Raw genomic sequence first — 19,892 nt, 5'->3', positions numbered from 1 at the left:
CCATGATGCGCGACGTCTCCCTCCTGCTTGTGCTCATGCTCGCGGGCTGCACCGTGGGCCCCGATTTCCATACGCCCGCCGCACCCGACACCACGGGCTGGACACGCGGGCCCACGCCCGCAGCCACTGCTAGCGCGGAAGGCCCCGGCGGCGGCACGCAAACCTTCGCCCTCGCGGAACACGCGCCAAATGCATGGTGGACGCAGTTCGGCAGCGCGCAGTTGAACGAACTCGTCGATCAAGCCTTGCGCGCAAGCCCGACGCTCGATTCGGCGCGCGCGAAGCTCGTCGAAGCACGCGAAAACTACAACGCGCAAGCAGGCGCGGCGAACTTCCCCGCCGTCGATCTGAAACTTTCCGGCACGCGCCAGAAGGTCGATCTCGCCGCGTTCGGCATTACGCAGGTGCCGAATCCCCCGCCGTTTACGCTTTACAGCGCTTCGGTCAGCGTCTCGTATGTATTCGACCTGTTCGGCGCCAACCGTCGTGCGCTCGAATCCACGCTCGCCCAGGTCGATTATCAGTCGTACGAAATGGAGGCAGCGCGACTTTCGGTGGCCGGCAACGTCGTTGCTACGGCCATTCGGCGCGCATCGTTGCAACGCCAGATCGACCTCACGCAGCAACTCGCGCAGACTCAGGCGCGTCAACTGGCCATCATGCAGGCGCGCTACGCGGCGGGCGGCGTGGCGGAGATCGACGTGCGCAGCCAGCGCACCCTGCTCGCGCAAACACGTGCCTCGCTGCCGCCGCTCGAAACGCAGCGCGATTCCGCCGAGCATCAACTTGCCACGCTTCTGGGCGTGGCGCCTTCGCAGTTCGCCGCGCCGCTCGACGCCCTTTCTCTCGACACACTCCATCTGCCGGACACGGTTTCGCTCACCGTGCCTTCCGCGCTGGCCCGCGAGCGCCCCGACATCCGCGCCGCCGAGGCGCTGCTGCACGAGGCCAGCGCGAACGTGGGCGTGGCGACCGCGAATCTCTATCCGCAGATTTCGCTTTCAGCGGGCATTGGGTCGGAGCGCACGCATATCGAGGACGTCATCAGCGGCCTGAACATCTGGAACGTGGGCTTCGGCCTCACTCAGCCGCTGTTCCATGGCGGCGAATTGCGCGCGAAGAAGCGTGCGTCGGAGGCGGCCTATGCGGCTGCATTCGCCGACTATCGTCAGACGGTTCTGCAAGCGCTGCAGCAGGTCGCCGATTCGCTCCAGGCGCTCCAGAACGACGCGACCGAACTGCAGACGCGCGACGAAGCCGCCCGTGAAGCGCAGGCCAATGCGACGATCGCGCAAGCGCGTTACAACGCAGGCGGCGTGAGCGAGTTTTCGCTGATCGACGCCCAACGCCAGGCACTCCAGACGATGCTCGACCGCTCGCGCGTTCATGCGGACCGGCTAACGGACACCGCCGCGCTCTATCAAGCGCTGGGCGGCGCCACACTGCCGGACACGCAGCCTCCTGCCGCGGCCAACGACACTTCGGCTCCGCGCTGATCCGGCGAATCGCGCGGCAACCATCGGGCCATAACGGCAACCATTCGTTTCCTTCCGCTTGCGCCGGCGCTGCGCGACAATGACTCTCCCCTTGTTCCATCCGCAAACGAGAGACACGTATGAACCAGGCACCGCCGTCCCGCGCATCACTGTCCCCCACCGATCTCGTCGCGGCCGACGCGCTCCAGCTTTCGGAATGGATACGCCTGCGCAAGGTGTCCTGCCGCGAAGTGATGACCGCGTTTCTAGATCATATCGAGCGCGTGAATACGCCGGCCAACGCCATCGTCTCGCTGCGCGAGCGCGCCACGCTGCTGGCCGAGGCCGGCGAACGCGACGCCCAGCTCGCGCGCGGCGAGTACCTTGGCTGGATGCACGGCATGCCGCAAGCGCCGAAGGATCTCACCGCCACGGCGGGCATCCCGTACACGCAAGGCTCGCCGCTGTTCCGCAACGAAATACCCGCGGCCGATTCCCTGATGGCCGCGCGCATGCGCGCACAGGGCGCGATCTTCATCGGCAAAACGAACACGCCGGAATTCGGCCTCGGCTCGAATACCTACAACACCGTTTTCGGCACGACGCTCAACGCTTACGACCCCACGCGCAGCGCGGGCGGCAGTAGCGGTGGCACAGCGGTGGCGCTCGCGCTGCGCATGCTGCCCGTGGCGGACGGCAGCGACATGATGGGATCGCTGCGCAATCCGGCCGGCTGGAACAACATATTCGGGTTCCGTCCGTCGCAAGGGCGCGTGCCCTCCGTGCCCGCGCATGAACTCTTCTTCCACCAGCTCGGCTACGCGGGACCGATGGCCCGCAACGTACCCGACCTCGCGATGCTGCTCTCCACCCAGGCGGGCTACGACGCGCGTGCGCCGCTTTCCATCGCCGAAGATCCCGCACAGTTCGCGGGCTCGCTCGAACGCGACTTTGGTTGCGCGCGCATCGGTTGGCTGGGCGACTACGACGGCTATCTGCCGATGGAAGATGGCGTGCTCGCCCTCTGCGAAACGGCGCTCAAGGACTTCGAATCGATAGGCTGCAAGGTCGACGCCGCGCGACCCGACTTCGCCATGGAGCGTCTGTGGCAAACGTGGCTCACGCTGCGCCATTTCTCGTGCGCGGGTACGCTTGGCGCGCTCTATCGCGACCCTGAAAAGCGCGCACAACTGAAGCCCGAAGCGCAATGGGAAGTGGAAGGCGGCCTGAAACTCTCGGGCGAAGACGTGTGGAACGCCACGGTCGCGCGCAGCCAGTGGTACAACGCGCTGCTCGCGCTTTTCGAGCGATACGATTACCTCGTGCTGCCGAGCGCTCAGATCTTCCCGTTCGACGCGAGCGAGCATTGGCCGAAATCGATCGCGGGCCGCACCATGGATACCTATCACCGCTGGATGGAAGTCGTGATCGGCGGCAGTCTCGCGGGGCTGCCGGTGATCAGCGTGCCCGCGGGTTTCAATGCGCAAGGCCTCCCGATGGGGCTGCAGGTGATCGGCAAGCCGCAGGCCGATCTTTCGGTCCTGCAACTCGCCCACGCGTACGATCGGGCCACGCAGTGGGTCAAGCGGCGCGTGCCGGCGCTGCTCAAGGCGTAGCGCGCAGAAGTACGCGGTTGCAGAAAGGCAGCGCCGGGGCGCTGCCTTTTTTCCATCGACTCGTTACCTCGTCACGCCTTCACTGCACGCGCCGCATTCCTGCCGCGCAACCATTCGAGCGCAAGCAGCAAACCGGTCGAGAACACGATCAGGATCGTTGCGAGCGCAGCGATCGTCGGGCTGATGTTCTCGCGTATGCCCGTGAACATCTGGCGAGGCAGGGTTGCCTGGTCGGCGCCCGCGAGAAAGAGCGTCACAACGACTTCGTCGAATGAAGTCGCGAACGCGAACAGCGCGCCCGAAATCACGCCCGGCGCGATGACAGGCAGCGTGATGCGGAAGAACGTCGTGACGGGGTTCGCCCCGAGCGAAAGACTCGCACGCACGAGATTGTGATTGAAGCCCTGCAAAGTCGCCGCAACCGTGGTCACGACGAACGGCACGCCCAGCGACGCATGCGCGAGAATCAGGCCGAGATACGTGTTGGCGAGTCCGAGCGGCGCGAAGAACAGATACATGCCCACGCCCACCACCACCACGGGCACGATCATCGGCGAGATGAGCACGGCCATGAGTAGCGCCTTGCCGCGGAAATCGGCCTTCGTGACGCCGATGGCCGCGAGCGTGCCGAGCACGGTTGCCACGACGGTCGCCGCCGGCCCCACGATGAAGCTGTTTTTCGCGGCCATGCGCCATTCGTCGGACATCAGGAGATTCTGATACCAGCGCAGCGACCAGCCCGGAATCGGATAAACGAGGAACGTGCTCGACGAAAACGAGAGCGGCACGATGGCGAGCACCGGCAGGATCAGATACAGCAGCGTGAGCACGACGAGCGCGCGCAGCGCGAAGTACCACACGCGTTCGACGGCCGACGTATGCGGCGCAAAAAGCGGTTTGGCGAATTTCATGGTTGCGCGTTCCTCAGCCCAGGCTCAGTTGCGTGCGCGTAAAGCGCCCGTAGATGAAATAGAGCACCGTGGTCGCCGCGAGCAGCAGCGCGCCGAGCGCGCAGGCCATGCCCCAGTTGATCGAGACGTTGGTGAAGTACGCCACGTAGTAGCTGACCATCTGGTCGGCGGGGCCGCCTAGCAGCGCCGGCGTGATGTAGTAGCCAATCGAGAGAATGAACACGAGCAGCACGCCCGCGCCCACGCCGGGGTACGTCTGCGGCACGTACACGCGCCAGAAGGCCGCGAACGGATGGCTGCCGAGCGACACCGCCGCGCGCTGATACGTGGGCGGAATCGACTTCATCACGCTGTAGAGCGGCAGCACCATGAACGGCAGCAGAATGTGCGTCATCGAAATGTAGACGCCCACACGGTTGAACAGGAGTGCCAAAGGATGCGAGATGAGACCCGTGCCCAGCAGCGCCTTGTTGACGAGGCCCTCGCCCTGGAGAATCACGATCCACGCGGCCACGCGTACGAGAATCGACGTCCAGAACGGAATCAGCACGAGGATCATGACGAGATTCGCGCGGCGCTCGGAGAGCGTCGAGATCCAGTAGGCGAGCGGATAGCCAAGCAACAGCGCGAACACCGTCACGAACACGCTGATGACGAAGGTACGGGCGAATACGTCCAGATAGATCTGCTGGTCGGGATCGGCGGCTACGATGCGGCCGAACGCGTCCTGCCGGTGATCGAGCGAGGCAAGGAGATAAAACGGTGAGTAGCGCGAACTATTCTTCGCAATGGCCTGCCAGTACGCCACGTCGCTCCAGCGGTCGTCGAGTTCGACGATTTTGGCGCGCGTTTGCGCGGGCGTGAGCGTGAGCGGCTTGCCGTTGTCGTCGGCGAGCGGCATGGCGCGTGCCGTCTTCGCGACCAGCGAGCGGAAGCCCGCGATTTCCACGTTCAGGCGGCGCGCCAGTGCGCCCATCGCGTCGCCTTCCTGCACCACAGTGAGGTCTTGCGCGAGCGCCGCGTAGGCCGCGTCGGGCGGCGCGCTCTTGCGATCCCAGCCGCGCAGCGCCGTGATGGTATGCGGGAGCGCCGTCGCCACTTCGGGGTTCTGCACCGCGCGCGTGAGCAGCGCGGCAATCGGCACCACGAAAATCAGCAGCAGAAAGATCGCGAGCGGCGCGATCAGCATGAGCGCCATCGTGCGCTTCTTCGCCTGCGCCACGCGCAGTTCGCGCTTCAGGCGCGCCGTCTCTTCGCGTGCCGCGCCGGTAACGTTCGTCACGGTCGTCATCGTTGTCACATCCGGTCTCCTGTCGGCCGGAGTTAGTGCTTTAGCACTTACTCCGGGCCCATGCAGCCTCATCGCTCCATGCACAGCCAAAACGCTCCGGCGCTCGAGCGCCGGAGCGTCTACATCACACTTACTTCGCGGCCCACGAGGCGAAGCGCTGTTCCAGCTCGTCGCCGTGATCGGTCCAGAACGTGAGGTTCTGCTGCACCGCGTTCTTGCCGTTGGCGGGCGAGTTCGGCAGATTGCCGAGCGTCTTCGCGTCGAGCGACTTGATCGCGTTCGCGTTCACCGGGCCGTACGCGATGTGCTGCGCGTACGCCTGCTGCGGCTTCGGCGAAAGCGTATAGGCAATGTATTGTTCAGCCAGCGCCTTGTTCGGCGCGCCCTTCGGGATCGCCCAGTAGTCGAGGTCGTAGATGCTGCCGTTCCAGACCACCTTGAGGTTCTTGCCTTCGCGCTGCGCGGCGTCGATACGGCCGTTGAACGCCGTGGACATCACCACGTCGCCCGCCACGAGGAACTGCGGCGGCTGCGCGCCTGCTTCCCACCACTGGATGTTCGGCTTCAGTTCATCGAGCTTCTTGAATGCGCGGTCCTGGCCCGCCTTGGTCGAGAGCACCTTGTAGACGTCCTGCGGCGCCACGCCGTCGGCCATCAGCGCGAATTCCAGGTTGTACTGAGCACCCTTGCGCATGCCGCGTTTGCCCGGGAATTTCTTCACGTCCCAGAAGTCGGCCCAGCCCGTGGGCGCGGTCTTGAGCTTGTCGGCGTTATACGCGAGCGCCGTGGACCACACGAAGAAGCCCGCGCCGCAGGGCTGCTGCGCTGCCTTCATGAAGTCGCCCTTGTTGCCGAGCCTGGCCCAGTCCAGCTTCTCGTAGAGACCTTCGTCGCAGCCGCGCGCGATGTCGCCGGTTTCGACTTCCACCACGTCCCAGTCCACGTGTTTCGCGTCGACCATGGCCTTCACCTTGGCCTGCTCGCCGTTGTACTCGACCGCGGTGATCTTGTTGCCCGTTTGCGACTGGAACGGCTCGTTGAACGCCGCCTTCTGCGCATTGCCATTGGCGCCGCCAAAGTTCACGACGGTCAGTTCCGCGGCGTGCGCCACGCCGAACGAGAGTGCGAGCGCGGCCGCGACCGCTGCAACGCGCATGTTGCCGATCTGCTTCATGGTTGTGTCCCTTCTCCTTGGTGGTTTGTCTTGCCGGGCCCTTCGATACGAGAGATGTGGCCCGGTCGTCCAGACGCATGCTTCGCGAGAGCGCCGGCGCGCGACACAGCGCGCCGCGCCCGCACGCTTCATGCGAACACGCGCAGATGCTCAGGCGCGAATTCGAGTGCGACCGGCTGGCCGGGCGCGAAGCCGGCGAGCGCCTCGGTGCCGAGCGGCACTTTTACGAAGCACTCGTCCTGCTGGGGCACGCCGCAGCGCATGCGCACGTGGTCGCCGAAATAGATGAGGCCGCGCGCTTCCCCGGCCAGCGCGTTTGCGCCATAGCTGCTCGCGCCGTTCGCACCGTTCGCGAGCTTCATGCGCTCGGGGCGAATGCAGGCGACGGCCGGAGCGCCGGCCTGGGCACCCGCCACGTTGCGGCCTTTCAGACGCGTGCCGTCGGCGAGATGCATTTCGCAGTACTCGCCATCCACGGCGGCAATGGTGCCGCGCAGCCGGTTGCTGTCGCCGATGAAGTTCGCCACGAACTCGTTGCACGGCGACTCGTAGAGCCGGTCCACGCTGTCGAGCTGCTGCACGATGCCCTTGTCGAACACGGCCACGCGGTCCGACATCGTGAGCGCTTCGCCCTGGTCGTGCGTGACGTAGACGAACGTGACGCCGAGCTTTTCGTGCAGCGATTTCAGTTCGTACTGCATATGTTCGCGCAACTGCTTGTCGAGCGCGCCGAGGGGCTCGTCCATGAGCACGAGCTTGGGCTGGAACACGAGCGCGCGGGCAAGCGCGATGCGCTGCTGCTGGCCGCCCGAAAGCTGCGCGGGATAGCGCTTGGCGAAACCTTCCATGCGCACCATCCTGAGCGCGTCGTTCACGCGCTGGGCGCGTTCGGCGGGTGGAACCTTCCGCACGCCCAGCGGGTACGCCACGTTCTGTTCGACCGTGAGATGCGGAAAGAGCGCGTAGTTCTGAAACACCATGCCGATATCGCGCTTGTGCGGCGGCACGTTGTTGAGCAGCTTGCCTTCCAGGCGAATCTCGCCGCCGGTGGGAAACTCGAAGCCGGCGAGCATCATCAGGCAGGTGGTCTTGCCCGAGCCGGACGGCCCGAGCAGCGTCAAAAACTCGCCCTGGTAAATATCGAGGTCGAGTTGTTTGACGACCAGTGTTTCGCCGTCGTAGGTCTTGCGTATGCCGCGAAAGCTGACGATCACATCCGAGGTCTTCATTCGCCCTGTCTCCTTTGCTTGCTCTTTTTTCCGGTCCGCCCCTTCCGGCACGAATAAATAAACCCTGACGCGGGGATTAACCGAAGCTGACGTGCGAATTACTATAGATGCTCCCGGCTCCATTCAATGGAGCCATTTCATTATTCCCGATGGAACCACTTCGCCATGGTCATCCTGTCCGAATGGCTCGCGGCGCAACTCGACAAGGACAGCGCCGAGCCCGCCTACCGTCAATTGCTCCAGCTCATGCAGCAGGCCATCCTGACGGGCCGGCTCGCGCCCGGCACCAAGCTGCCCAGTTCGCGCACGCTGGCCGGCGACCTCGGCGTGGCGCGCAACACGGTGCTGCACGTGTACGACCAGCTCAGCGCCGAGGGCTACGTGATCTCGACCACGGGCAGCGGCACCTATGTCGCCGATACGCGCCCCGACTCGGCCGCCGTGGGCACGCCCACGAGCGCGCCCGCGAACCCGCCCTCGCCCGCCGCCGCCCCGGCCGGCGAGGACGACGACGCGGCCGGCGCCTCTGCGCGCGGGGACATGTCGATGCGCGGCCAACGGCTCATCGACGAAGCGGGCGTTTCCGCCAGGCAGTGGGGCGCCTTCATGCCGGGCGTGCCCGACGTGGCCGAATTTCCGGCGCGCACGTGGAGCCGCCTGCAGGCGCGGCTGTGGAAGTCGGCGAATCACGGCTTGCTGACCTACGCGCCGGGCGGCGGCTACCGGCCGCTGCGGCGCGCGCTTTCGGACTATCTACGCGTGGCGCGCTCGGTGCGCTGCACGCCGGACCAGATCATCATCACGACCGGCATCCACCAGTCCATCGATCTCGCCGTGCGCCTGCTCGCCGACCACGGCGACACTGCGTGGGTGGAAGAACCGTGCTACTGGGGCGCGCGCAGTGTGTTGCAGTCCTCAGGATTGAAGCTCGCGCCCATTCCCGTGGACGACGAAGGGCTCAACCCGCGCGAACAGGACCTGCGCGACCCGCCGCGCATCGCACTCGTCACGCCTTCGCATCAATATCCGCTCGGCATGGTGATGAGCCTCGCGCGCCGCCGCACGCTGCTCGAATACGCGCGCCAGCACAAGGTGTGGATCATCGAAGACGACTACGACAGCGAGTTCCGCTACGGAAGCCGCCCGCTCGCCTCGCTGCAGGGTCTCGACGACTCGGACCGTGTGATCTACGTGGGCAGCCTCGGCAAGCTGCTGTTTCCGGGCCTGCGCATCGGCTACATGGTCGTGCCCGAGCGGCTCGCGGCCACCTTCCGGACGGGCGTGGCGGAGCTGTATCGCGAAGGCCAGCTCATGCAGCAAGCCGTGCTCGCCGAGTTCATCATGGACGGCTACCTCACCTCGCACGTGCGCCGCATGCGCACGCTCTATGGCGAGCGGCGCCAGTTGCTGATCGACGCCGTGACGCGCCACTTCGGCGACGCGCTGCCGGTCATGGGCGACGAAGCGGGCCTGCACTTCGTGCTCGGCCTGCCCGAGCACGCCGACGATCCCGCCATCGCCGCGGCCGCGTACGACGCGGGCGTGATCGTGCGTCCGCTCGCGGCCTACTATAGCGTGCGCCAGGATCGCAAAGGATTGCTAACGGGTTACGCGTGCGTGCCGCACGAGGAAATCGCGCCGGCCTTCGCAACGCTCGCGCGGGTGATCGAGGAACACGCGTTCGACAGGCCAGAAGCCACGCCGGAAAAGCAGCGGCGCGCCGGTTGAACCGAAGCGCGCCGCCGCATTGAATCGCCGGACGCGGGCTTATTTCAGCCCGAAATCCACGCGCGTCGTCGCGCCCTTGTCGTCGATGCCCTTCGCGTCCAGCTTCGGCGCGACGATGAACACGCGGCTCGGATCGACCTTGCCTTCGAAGTACTGCTGCACCGCCTGCGCGCGCTGCTGGGCGAGATCGCGCAAGGTTGCGTCGTCAACGGGTGCGTGGTCGGCCAGCGCCTGCTTCATGTCGCCCACGGGGAGCGCCTTCGTAAGGCCGACCATGTTGCGCGGCTTCTTGAAGTCGGCGTCCTTATAGACCTTGGTGAGATATTTTTCGTACTCCTTGTCGTCCACCTTGACTTGCGCGGTGTCGACGCTCTCGCCGTTGCCCACCGTGTCCTTCACCTTCTGAAGCCGCACGAGGCGATCCACGTATTGCTCGCGCAGCGCGGGCGTATCGACGGCCGGATCGACGCGGCCAATCAGGTCGATCTTGATCGAGGGCTTGTCGTCGAGCGCCTTCACGATCGTGTCGAGCTTCTTCTGGTCCGCGTCCGTGAGCGTGGCCGTGCCCGCCGCGAATTCGACATAGCCGAGATCTTCGCCGCCGCCGCCGAATGCGTTGGCGAGCAGCGTGAACGGCGCCGTCACCGCCTTCGCGATCAGGTTGAGCACGGCCTTCCAGATCAGGCCGCCCAGGCTGAACTCGGGGTTCGAGAGCGAGCCCGACACCGGAATGTTCACGTCGATTTCGCCCTTGCGATTCTTGAGCAGCGAAATAGCGAGCCGCACCGGCAGCCTGGTGGCCGTGTCGTTGTCGATGTGATCGCCGAACGTAAGCTGGTCGATGAAGATATGGTTGTTCGCCGTGAGCTGGTCGTTCGCAAGCGCGTAGTGCAGGTCGACGTTGAGCTTGCCCTTCGTGATCGGATAGCCCGCGTACTTCGCCGAATACGGCGTGAGGTTCGTCAGTTCGATGTCGTGCGCGCTCGCCGTGAGGTCGAGCGAGGGCTTGTCGATGAGCGGATTCACCGTGCCCTTGATCGAGAGCGGCCCGTTCGCCGCGAGCTTCGCGGCAACGTCCACCGGCGCGGGCGTCGTCGAGTCCGTGCCGAACGCGCCCACTGTGCCGTGGATCTGCACGAGGTCGGCGGTGTAGTTCGGCTTGATGAAGTTGTCGGTGTAGTTCACGCGGCCGTCTTGCAGCACGAGTTCGCCGAAGTGCAGACGCACGGGGTGCTTCGGCGGCTGCGCGGCCACGACCGTGGCAGGCGCAGAAGCCGGCGCGGGGGCGGAAGCGGTCTGCACAGGCGCGCTCGCGGCTTGCGGCGTGAGCGGCACGGGCTCGCGGCCACCGTTCTTGCCCGCGCTCGTGTCTTGCGTAAGCGGCTGCGCCGCGCCGGTTTGATGCGCGACCACGTCCTTGAGATTGAGCTTGCCTTGCGCGTCGAGCAGCACGCGGCCGTAGAAGCCCGCGAAGGTCACGCGGCTCGCGTCCACGTCGGTGCCGCGCGCGTCGTCGTAATTCGCCTTCAGGTTCGTGAGCGCGAGCGAGCGCCAGCCCGCGAACGGGCCCGACGTGGCCTTGTCGAGCATGCGCACGTCCACGAGCGCCGCGTCGCCGCGATAGTTCGCCTTCAGCGCCTTGCCCTGCTCCACCGCAAGCTGCCCGTTCATGTTGAGCAGCGCGCTCGCGATCACGGCGTTGAGCTGGTTGCCGAAATAAGGCTCGAATGCGGCGACGTCGAGCCGGTTCGCATCGATCTTCAGTTGCGCCGTAAGCGGCGTGGGGTTGATCTTGCCGCTCAGCGCGAGCGTGCCCTTGCGGTTGACGGTCGCCTTGAGGTCTATCGGCAGCGGGTGGCGCAGGTCGTCGCTGATCTGCTGGATCTTCAGGTCGAGCGGCGTGACGGCGAGCTTCACCGGGCGCTGGGTGGCGCTGTCCGTAAAGTTGATCGTGCCGTTGTTGAGCGTGAACGCGTCGATCGTATAGCGCCATGCCGGTCCTTCCTGCACCGACTTCTGGGCCGCGTGAATCGCCGTGCGCTCGGGCGCCGCCTGATGCGTGGAGGCGAGTTGCGCCAGATCGATCTTGCCGTCCTTCTGGCGCCCGGCGTTCACCACGAGGCCGGTCAGGTCCACCGAGGCGATCTGCGCCTTGCGCGCGTTGAGGTCGATGCCGCTCACCTGCACCGTGCCCTGGGCGAGCGCGATGGCAGGCGCGGCGGCAGACGAATTCGCGCCGCGCGCCGCGAGCTTGAGCGATTCGAGGCCTAGCGTGCTCTGGCCGACCTGCACGACGGCAGGCTGCTGCGCCCAGTCGGCCTTGAGCGTGGACGTGAGGTTCAGCTTGCCGTCGAGAATCTGCGCGCCGCTCAGGTTGTCGATGTACGGCTGCGCGCGCGGCAGGCTCAAGGACTGAAGCGCGATGTTCGCTTCGGCGTTCCTGGCCGCCATGCTGAACGTGCCCGAAGCCTTCGCCGTGCCGCCGTCGTTCGCCATGGCCGCGAACGTGAATGGCGCGCCCGCCTTCGCGGTGCTCGAAAAATTGGCGAGTGTGGTGGAAAGTTGCGTGAGATCGAGATTCACCGGCCGCGACGGCAGATTGTCGCGCACGTGCACGGTGCCGTTCGTCAGCGCGAACTGACGGATCGAGAGATCGAGCGGCGCAGGCTTCGCGGGCTCGGGCGCCTGCGCGCTCTGAGCGCCCGACGCCCCCGAAGCGCCCGAAGCGGGCGCGGCGTGGCTTGCGGCCTCGCCTTTGGACTCGTTCGCAGCCGGCGCGCCCATCAGCTTCTCGACGCTCAGCACGCCTTGCTTGTCGCGCGCGACCCAGAGCGTGGGCGCGTCGAGCCGGATATCGTCGAAGCGATAGACGTTGCTGAACGGTTCGAGCGAGGCGGCCGCCACGTGCAGGCTGCGCGCGCCGAAGAACGGCGCGTTGGCGTTATCGGTCGAATCGAAATCGTTCAGGTCGGTGGTGCCCGTCACGCGCAGCGTGGGCTTCTCGGCCGACATCACGAAATCGAGCTTGAGATTGGTCGAGAGCCTGCCGCTCCTGACCGTGACAGGCAGCTTCGTGGGCGCATACGTGAGAAGTTTCGGCACGTCGAGGTCGGTCAGGCGCAACTCCACTTCCGACTCGCGCGTAGCGGAAAACGGCTTGGTCTTGCCGTCGATGGCGAGCGTGCTCGCGCCGTCGATGCGCGCGCGCAGCATCGGCTGCACGAAGATGTCGGTCTTCGAAGGCAGCGTGGCGATGAACGGAATGCCGAGCGACCAGCGGTCGATCACGTGCTTTTCGTTGAGCAGGCGATCGTCGAAAGTGATCTGGCCGTTTTCGATGCGGATGTTCGACACCGAAAACTGCGCGGGCTTGCTGTTGGGTTTCGAGGGCGTCGAGAACTTCTCGATGAGGTCCGAGAAGTTGAAATGCTGCGCGTCGAGCCGCACGATCGTGGCGCGCGGCGAATCGAGCCGCAGTTCTTCCACGATGGGCGCCGCGCGAAAGACCGACGACCACGACGCCTGCACGACGGCGCGCGACACGTCGAAGAAGTCGCCATTGCCGCCGCGCTCGCCGATATGCACGCGGTCCGCCTCGAGACGCAGCGTGTACGGATTGAGCGCGATGCGGCCGATGGTCACGGGCCGGTCGAGTTGCTTGCTCAGTTGCTGTTCGGCGACGTGCCGAATGAGGGGCGGCGCGGCGAAAAAGCCGAGCAGACCGAACACAACGAGAAAGACGACGACGCCTATCAGAATGCGCCGGGTGCGGGGCGCATGCGCGACGGCGCGCACCGATTGCAAGGAAGAGTTGAGCGACGCTTTGTTGAGGCTTGCCATGCTTGCTTGCGAAGGAGGCGGCAACAGGCCCGCCGCGTGATGTGGGTCTGATGTCGGAAATCCGGGGGATGTCGACAGCGGGAAGTATAGGTCCGATAGAAGATCGGACGGCGCGAAAACGGCGGCCGCGGCGCAGGTATTGCGCAACAAGAAGTAACAGCGGGAGCGCGATTATCGACGAGGGCCCGGCGATTATCGGGCGTAAAAAAAGCGTTGGCGGGATGGGCTCCCGCCAACGCCTGAATCAATCCGCTTCAGTCCGGTTCAGTTCGCTTGAGTTCGCTTGAGCGCTTGTTGCCGCTCCTTATTGCCGCTCAACGGCGGGCGGCTGCCAGCTACCGTTGGTCGCCTGCGGCTTCGGTGCGTAGAGCCGCATGACGAGCCGGAAGTCCCCATGGGGCGCCGGCACCCAGTTCGCGCCGCCGCGCGTGCGCTCGGCGCTCACGTGCACGTCGAGCGAGCCGTCGCGGTTGCGCCGCGCGCCACTGCGGTCGCCGAACGCCACGCGCACGGGCGCGTCGGCATCGAGCGCGCCGTCGGTCGTGTAGGCCGTGATCGACCAGAAGCCGCGCACCGGCGGCAACTGCTTTGCCGTGAAGTGGATCGTGTAGCGGTTCGCGCCGTTGAGCGCATGACCATCGCTGTCCTGGCTCACGCGGGCGCGCACTTCGTCGCGGGCCGTAGGCAGACCCGGCGACGTATAGGCAGCGTAGGCCCGCAGCGCGTAGTCGGGGCCGTAATTGCCCGCGTCGTCGCCCACCCAGAGCCAGCCGTTGCCCGCCAGCAGGTTGGACGGCGGCGTCGCGACGCGCGCGCGGCCATCCGCGAGACCCGCCTTTACGACTGCGGCGTCCTTCCCGCCCGCGGGCAGTTGCGCCGGGTCGCCCGCGTGCACGCCGATGTCACCGAGAATCTTGAGCGCGTGCGCATCGTCCGCCGCAGGCGGGTTGTCTTCCAGCGCCTGGGCGAGGCGGTCGAAGAAACCGTTGGCGTCGAGCGCCGCGACCTGGGCGGACGGCGTGCCCGGCGCCGCCGGATCGCCGCTCTGCGTGGCGCCCGCCGGCTCGTCGCCGCGTGCGCCGGACTTGCCGCGCGCGCCGCGATCGCTCCACGCGGAGAGCGTCGTGACCTTCATGCCCTGCTGCAGCCGCCGCACGGCCGCGAGGTCGCCGCCGCCGTGCGTCTGGATGCGCGCGAGGAACCACACGTAGCGCGTCGGCACGTCCACGCGCTTCACGCGCGCGGGCAGCGTGCCCTTCCAGCCGGCCGGAACGAATGCAATCGTTTGCGCTTTCTGACCGCTCACGCGTTCGCCGGTTTGCGACGCGCCCGTCGACCAGAGGACGTTCGTCCACATGTCGAGCGCGCGCGCGTCCATGTAGCGGCCGTGCGTGTCGGGCAGCGTGACGAGCACCGGCTCGCTCGAAACGTCGAGCCAGCCGCTGGAAGCCAGCGTGTCGAGGTTGGGTTCGGGCGGGCTCGACGCGCCGACGGGCGGCAGCGACTGCGCGTGCCGCAGCGTGTTCGGCGCGGCCTGGCCGGGGCCGGTGCCCGTGGCGGCTTCGCGCGACACGTCCATCAGCACGAGCGGATAGCCGAACACATAGGAGTCGGAGACTTCGTCCTTCATCCACCCGTTGCTTTTCGGCGCGACGTCGCCCGGCGCCGAAGCGCATCCGGCGATCAGGGCAAGGCAGGCAAGCGCGGAGCAGCTACGGTACGCGGAGAATGCTCGATGTATTGTTGTCATTTGTTGGTTGTATTCGGTGCGGGCGGTCCATGAAGTGACGTCGACCGGCTGTCCACTCCCGCGCGCAGGTCCCCCCAGGGCCGTCGTGAAAAGCGCGCGGCAAGGCGCCAATGCCGCCGGTTGGTATCGTATCGCTCGCGCATGGGCCTGAAAAGACTACAGCGTGGAATATTGCCTGACGGCGGCGTAGGTTGCGTCCTGACTCACCATCCGACCCGAAAGCGACTCGCCGTCGCCCCCTTGACCTTCCCATAATGGGAACGTAGATACTGCCTGACATCGATTACAGCCAGCGCCAGCCCCATCGTCATGAACGAACCCCTCATAGCAGAGCGCACCGATACCGCCGTGGCCGAACTCGAAGTCCACGGCATGACGTGCGCCTCGTGCGCCATGCGCGTCGAGAAGGCGCTTGCCAAAGTGCCGGGCGTCACGCGCGCCTCGGTCAACCTCGCCACCGAAAAGGCCACCGTTGAGGCGAGCGGCGACGTCGCGCCCGCCGCGCTCGTCGCCGCCGTCGAAAAGGCCGGCTACGAAGCCGTGCCGCTCGCCGCCGCCGCCGACGAAGACGCCGCCGCCCCGGCCAAAAGCGCCGCCGCGATCGACGAGGCGCGCCGCGAGTGGCGCGCCGTGCTGATTTCGGCCGTGCTCACGGCCCCGCTCGCGCTGCCGATGTTCGGCCACTGGCTCGGCATCGACTGGATGCTGGCCGCCTCCGTGCAACTCGGGCTTGCGAGCGTCGTGCAGTTCTTGTTCGGCGCGCGCTTCTATCGCGCCGCCTGGAAGGCCGTGCGGGCGGGCGCGGGCAACATGGATCTGCTGGTCGCACTCGGCACGTCGGCCGCCTACGGCGTGAGCGTGTACGCGATGCTCGCCCGCCCCGGCGACGTGGGGCATCTGTATTTCGAGGCTTCGGCGGTCGTCATCACGCTCGTGCGCTTCGGCAAGTGGCTGGAAGCGCGCGCAAAGCGCCAGACCACCGACGCCATCCGCGCCCTCAACGCGCTGCGGCCCGATCGCGCGCGCATCCGCATCGACGGCGGCGACAATCCCGCGCTCGCGCAGGAGCGCGAAGTCCCGCTTGCCGAGGTGCATGTGGGCACGGTCGTGGTCGTGCGCCCCGGCGAGCGTCTGCCGGTGGACGGCGTGGTGCTCGAAGGCCGCAGCCACGTCGACGAATCGCTCATCACGGGCGAAAGTCTGCCCGTGCCGAAGGCGCCCGGCGATCCCGTCACGGCCGGCTCGATCAACGGCGAAGGCGCGATTGTCCTGCGCACCACGGCCATCGGCGCGGAAACCACGCTCGCGCGCATCATCCGCCTCGTGGAAAGCGCGCAGGCGGAGAAAGCGCCGATCCAGCGTCTCGTCGACCGCGTGAGCGCCGTGTTCGTCCCGGCGATTCTCGTGATCGCGGCACTCACGCTGGGCGGCTGGCTGTTCGCGGGCGCGAGCGCCGAAACGGCGATCCTTAACGCGGTGGCGGTGCTCGTGATCGCGTGCCCCTGCGCGCTCGGCCTCGCCACGCCCGCCGCGATCATGGCCGGAACCGGCGTGGCCGCGCGCCACGGCGTGCTCATCAAGGACGCCGAAGCATTGGAAACCGCCCACAACGTGAGCGTGGTCGCCTTCGACAAGACCGGCACGCTCACGCTCGGCCAGCCTTCGCTCACCGCGTTCGAAGCGGCCGAGGGTCTCGAACGCGACGAAGCGCTTGCGCTCGCCGCCGCCGTGCAGCGCCAGAGCGACCATCCGCTCGCGAAGGCCGTGGTGCAGGCGTATGAAACCCAGGCAAACGCTCGCGAACAAAGCGCCGCCCATGCGCGCGCGGTGCCCGGGCGCGGCGTGGAGGCCGAAGTGAACGGACGGCGGCTCGCCATCGGCAGCGGCCGCTGGCTCGACGAGCTGGCGCTGGCCGTGCCGCCCGCGCTCGCGGCGCGCGCGCGTTCGCTCGAAGAGGCCGGCAATACGGTGTCGTGGCTCTTTGCACCCGATGGCGAACCGCACGGCGGCGTCCTCGCCCTGCTCGCATTCGGCGACACGGTGAAGCCCACGTCGCGCGAAGCCGTCGCCAGCCTCAAGGCGATGGGCATCCGCAGCGTGCTCGTGACCGGCGACAACGCGGGCAGCGCGGCGGCCGTGGCCGCGCAACTCGGCATCGACGAAGTTCACGCGCAGGTGCTGCCCGACGACAAGGCGCGCACGATCCGCAACCTCAAGATCCAGAGCGGCGGCATCGTGGCGATGGCCGGCGACGGCATCAACGACGCCCCGGCGCTCGCCGCCGCCGACATCGGCATCGCCATGGCCACGGGCACCGACGTCGCCATGCACGCGGCAGGCGTCACGCTCATGCGCGGCGACCCGGCGCTCGTTGCCGCCGCAATCGATATTTCGCGGCGCACGTGGCGCAAGATCCAGCAGAACCTGTTCTGGGCGTTCATTTACAACCTCATCGGAATTCCTCTCGCCGCCTTCGGCCTGCTCAACCCCATGCTCGCGGGCGCGGCGATGGCGTTTTCGAGCGTGAGCGTGGTGACCAACGCGCTGCTGCTCAGAACCTGGCAAGCCCGACGCTAACGCGGAAATTCGCTGCGCGACGTATCATGAGGAATACAACGAAAGGGCGCTATATGCGTCCTTTTGTTATGAGCACGCATTAATTTCGGATTCCGAAATATCCCACGATCTGTACGCCGGAGCAGATGAATGGTCGGTAATCTTTACGTTGCCGTAAGGTTTTTCAGGCCTTTCCCTAAAGGATCGCTCGCGCGCGCCGTAATGCGTATGCCAGCGTCTCGAAGGCGCAGGTTCCTTCTTCACAAGCTCTATTCCGGAACCGAATATTCATGTTCTCACGCTTATCAGCCCGCGCAAGCGTCGGCGTGCGCCTCGCCTTGCTGTCCTGCGTGCTCGTCGCGGCCATATTTGCGGCCTTCACGTGGGCGATCACGCACTCGGCGGCGACGCAGGTCGGCGACCAGGTGCGCGCACGCATCACCGAAAAGGACCAGTCGGTCGCTTCGTCGATCTCGCTGATCGACGGCGCCCTCGACGCCGAAGTCGACCGCGCCATGCAGCTCTTCGAGAGCTTCCTGCCCGGCGCTTTCACGATCGATCCCACGCAAACCGTCGACATCGGCGGCAAGGCCACGCCGCTCTTCAAGTCCGGCGACCACGTGCTGAACCTCGACTTCACGATCCCCGACCAGTTCCTCGCGCGCAGCGGCGAAATCGCCACCGTTTTCGCGCGCAGCGGCGACGACTTCGTGCGCGTGACCACCTCGCTCAAGAAGCAGGACGGCTCGCGCGCGATCGGCACGCTGCTCGACCGCAAGGGCCCCGCGTACGGCCCGGTTCTGGCCAACCGCACCTACACCGGCCTCGCGCAGCTATTCGGCAAGCAGTACATCACGCAGTACAAGCCGATTCTCGACGCGAGCGGCCACGTGATCGGCGCGCTGTTCGTCGGCGTGGATGTGGGCGCGCAGATCGAAGCGCTCAAGGGCGAGATCGCCAAGCTCAAGATTGGCGAGAGCGGCTATTACTTCGTGATGGACGCCTCGAGCGGCCCGACGCGCGGTACCTTCCTCGTGCATCCGGGCGCCGCGGGCAAACACTACGACGACGCCGATGCACCCTGGTCGCGCATGCTCGAAGCGCGCGAAGGCACGCTCGACTATACGTCCGCCGACTCGACGCGCAACGAGCATGAGGCGCGCGCGAAGTTCGTCTCGTTCGTCAGCGTGCCGCAATGGCAATGGCTCGTGGGCGGCGTCGCCGTGCGCGACGAGATCATGGCCGAGGTGAACGCCACGCGCAACCGCTTCGCGGCGATCGGCTTCGTGCTGGTCGTGCTGTTCGCGGCGCTTTCGATCTACGCGGCGCGCCGCCTCGTGAGCCAGCCGCTCGACGCCGCCGCGCTCGCCGCCGGCCAGCTCGCCGCGGGCGATCTCACCGTGCGCATAGGCAATAACCACGGCGGCAAGGGCGGCGGAAACGGCGGCGGCATTGCGACGGACGCACAGGGCGCGGCGGGCGCCGACGAGATCGGCCGCCTCACGCGCGCCATCGACGGCATCGGCGTGGGCCTCGCGCAGATCGTCGCGCAGGTGCGCAGCGCCACGGCGCAGATGAGCGAGGACACCTCGCGCATCGCGCAAGGCAGCGGCGAGATCGCTTCGCGCATCGCGAGCCAGGCGAGCAGCCTGGAAGAAACGGCGGCGAGCATGGAAGAACTCACTTCCACCGTGCAGCAGAACGCCGACCACGCGACGCGCGCCAACACCGTGGTGACGAGCGCCGCCGAAGCCGCGCTCGACGGCGGCCGCGCCGTGAGCCGCGTCGTGGAAACCATGAACGACATCAGCCGCTCCTCGCAGAAGATCGCCGAGATCACTGGCGTGATCGACGGCATCGCCTTCCAGACCAACATTCTCGCGCTCAACGCGGCCGTGGAAGCCGCGCGTGCGGGAGAGCACGGCAAGGGCTTCGCGGTGGTGGCGAGCGAAGTGCGCGCGCTCGCGCAGCGCAGCGCGGCGGCGGCGAAGGAGATCTCGGCGCTGATCACCGAATCGTCTTCGACGGTGGAAACCGGTTATCGCATTGCCGGCGAAGCGAGCACGACCATGCGCGGCATCGTCGCGCGCGTGGACGAAGTGCGCTCGATCATCGGCGAAATCAGCGTGGCCTCGCGCGAACAGTCGGGCGGCATCGAGCAGGTGAATATCGCGGTTTCGCAGATCGGCGCAGCGACGCAGCAGAACGCCGCGCTCGTGGGCGACGCCGAGCGCGCCGCCGCCGCGCTCAACGACCACGCGGCGGCGCTCGCGGAACTCGTTTCCGTGTTCAAGGTGCGCGAGTAAGCGCGCCTTCAGGTAT

The 19,892-nt window shown here is 66.7% G+C and carries 11 protein-coding genes; 5 read left to right on the top strand and 6 right to left on the bottom strand.

Going from position 1 to position 19,892, the window contains the following annotated elements; translation table 11 throughout:
* The first annotated feature begins 5 nt into the window (after window positions 1-5).
* Together U5768_RS09755 and U5768_RS09750 are read left to right on the top strand one after the other, a co-directional pair.
* Window positions 6-1,496 carry an efflux transporter outer membrane subunit gene (locus U5768_RS09755; protein ID WP_322030473.1) on the top strand — a complete coding sequence of 497 codons (1,491 nt, stop codon included), beginning with the start codon at window positions 6-8 and terminating at the stop codon, window positions 1,494-1,496.
* A 119-nt stretch (window positions 1,497-1,615) separates the two neighbouring features.
* Window positions 1,616-3,091: an amidase gene (locus tag U5768_RS09750; protein WP_322030178.1), complete on the top strand. Its 1,476-nt coding sequence runs from the start codon at window positions 1,616-1,618 to the stop codon at window positions 3,089-3,091.
* 71 nt (window positions 3,092-3,162) lie between these two features.
* Here U5768_RS09750 and U5768_RS09745 read toward each other — a convergent pair whose 3' ends face one another.
* From U5768_RS09745 to U5768_RS09730, 4 genes are all read right to left on the bottom strand, one after another.
* Complete coding sequence (locus U5768_RS09745) at window positions 3,163-4,002, bottom strand: ABC transporter permease (protein WP_322030177.1); 840 nt, start codon at window positions 4,000-4,002, stop codon at window positions 3,163-3,165.
* Window positions 4,003-4,015: 13 nt separating this feature from the next.
* Window positions 4,016-5,293, bottom strand: a complete 1,278-nt coding sequence (locus U5768_RS09740; RefSeq protein WP_322030472.1) for an ABC transporter permease — start codon at window positions 5,291-5,293, stop codon at window positions 4,016-4,018.
* 130 nt (window positions 5,294-5,423) lie between these two features.
* Window positions 5,424-6,467, bottom strand: coding sequence for an ABC transporter substrate-binding protein (locus tag U5768_RS09735; protein WP_415913874.1), 1,044 nt, complete (start codon window positions 6,465-6,467; stop codon window positions 5,424-5,426).
* Between the two features lie 128 nt (window positions 6,468-6,595).
* Window positions 6,596-7,696: an ABC transporter ATP-binding protein gene (locus U5768_RS09730; RefSeq protein ID WP_322030176.1), complete on the bottom strand. Its 1,101-nt coding sequence runs from the start codon at window positions 7,694-7,696 to the stop codon at window positions 6,596-6,598.
* A 165-nt stretch (window positions 7,697-7,861) separates the two neighbouring features.
* On the opposite strand from U5768_RS09730, the gene U5768_RS09725 reads away from it, so the two are divergent.
* Window positions 7,862-9,424, top strand: a complete 1,563-nt coding sequence (locus U5768_RS09725) for a PLP-dependent aminotransferase family protein (RefSeq protein ID WP_322030175.1) — start codon at window positions 7,862-7,864, stop codon at window positions 9,422-9,424.
* 39 nt (window positions 9,425-9,463) lie between these two features.
* Here the strand turns inward: U5768_RS09725 and U5768_RS09720 are convergent, their stop codons facing one another.
* Together U5768_RS09720 and U5768_RS09715 are read right to left on the bottom strand one after the other, a co-directional pair.
* Window positions 9,464-13,264: a DUF748 domain-containing protein gene (locus tag U5768_RS09720; protein ID WP_322030174.1), complete on the bottom strand. Its 3,801-nt coding sequence runs from the start codon at window positions 13,262-13,264 to the stop codon at window positions 9,464-9,466.
* Window positions 13,265-13,568: 304 nt separating this feature from the next.
* Window positions 13,569-15,014: a DUF1254 domain-containing protein gene (locus U5768_RS09715; RefSeq protein WP_322030173.1), complete on the bottom strand. Its 1,446-nt coding sequence runs from the start codon at window positions 15,012-15,014 to the stop codon at window positions 13,569-13,571.
* A 309-nt stretch (window positions 15,015-15,323) separates the two neighbouring features.
* Between U5768_RS09715 and U5768_RS09710 the strand changes: the two genes are divergently transcribed.
* Together U5768_RS09710 and U5768_RS09705 are read left to right on the top strand one after the other, a co-directional pair.
* Complete coding sequence (locus U5768_RS09710) at window positions 15,324-17,591, top strand: heavy metal translocating P-type ATPase (RefSeq protein WP_322030172.1); 2,268 nt, start codon at window positions 15,324-15,326, stop codon at window positions 17,589-17,591.
* Window positions 17,592-17,860: 269 nt separating this feature from the next.
* Window positions 17,861-19,876: a Cache 3/Cache 2 fusion domain-containing protein gene (locus U5768_RS09705; protein WP_322030171.1), complete on the top strand. Its 2,016-nt coding sequence runs from the start codon at window positions 17,861-17,863 to the stop codon at window positions 19,874-19,876.
* Window positions 19,877-19,892: the final 16 nt, after the last annotated feature.

It is taken from the genome of Paraburkholderia sp. J76 (assembly GCF_905220295.1).
Taxonomy (GTDB): Bacteria; Pseudomonadota; Gammaproteobacteria; order Burkholderiales; family Burkholderiaceae; genus Paraburkholderia.
Note: the sequence above shows the minus strand (reverse complement) of the source record. Positions and strands in the feature narration are given on the sequence as shown.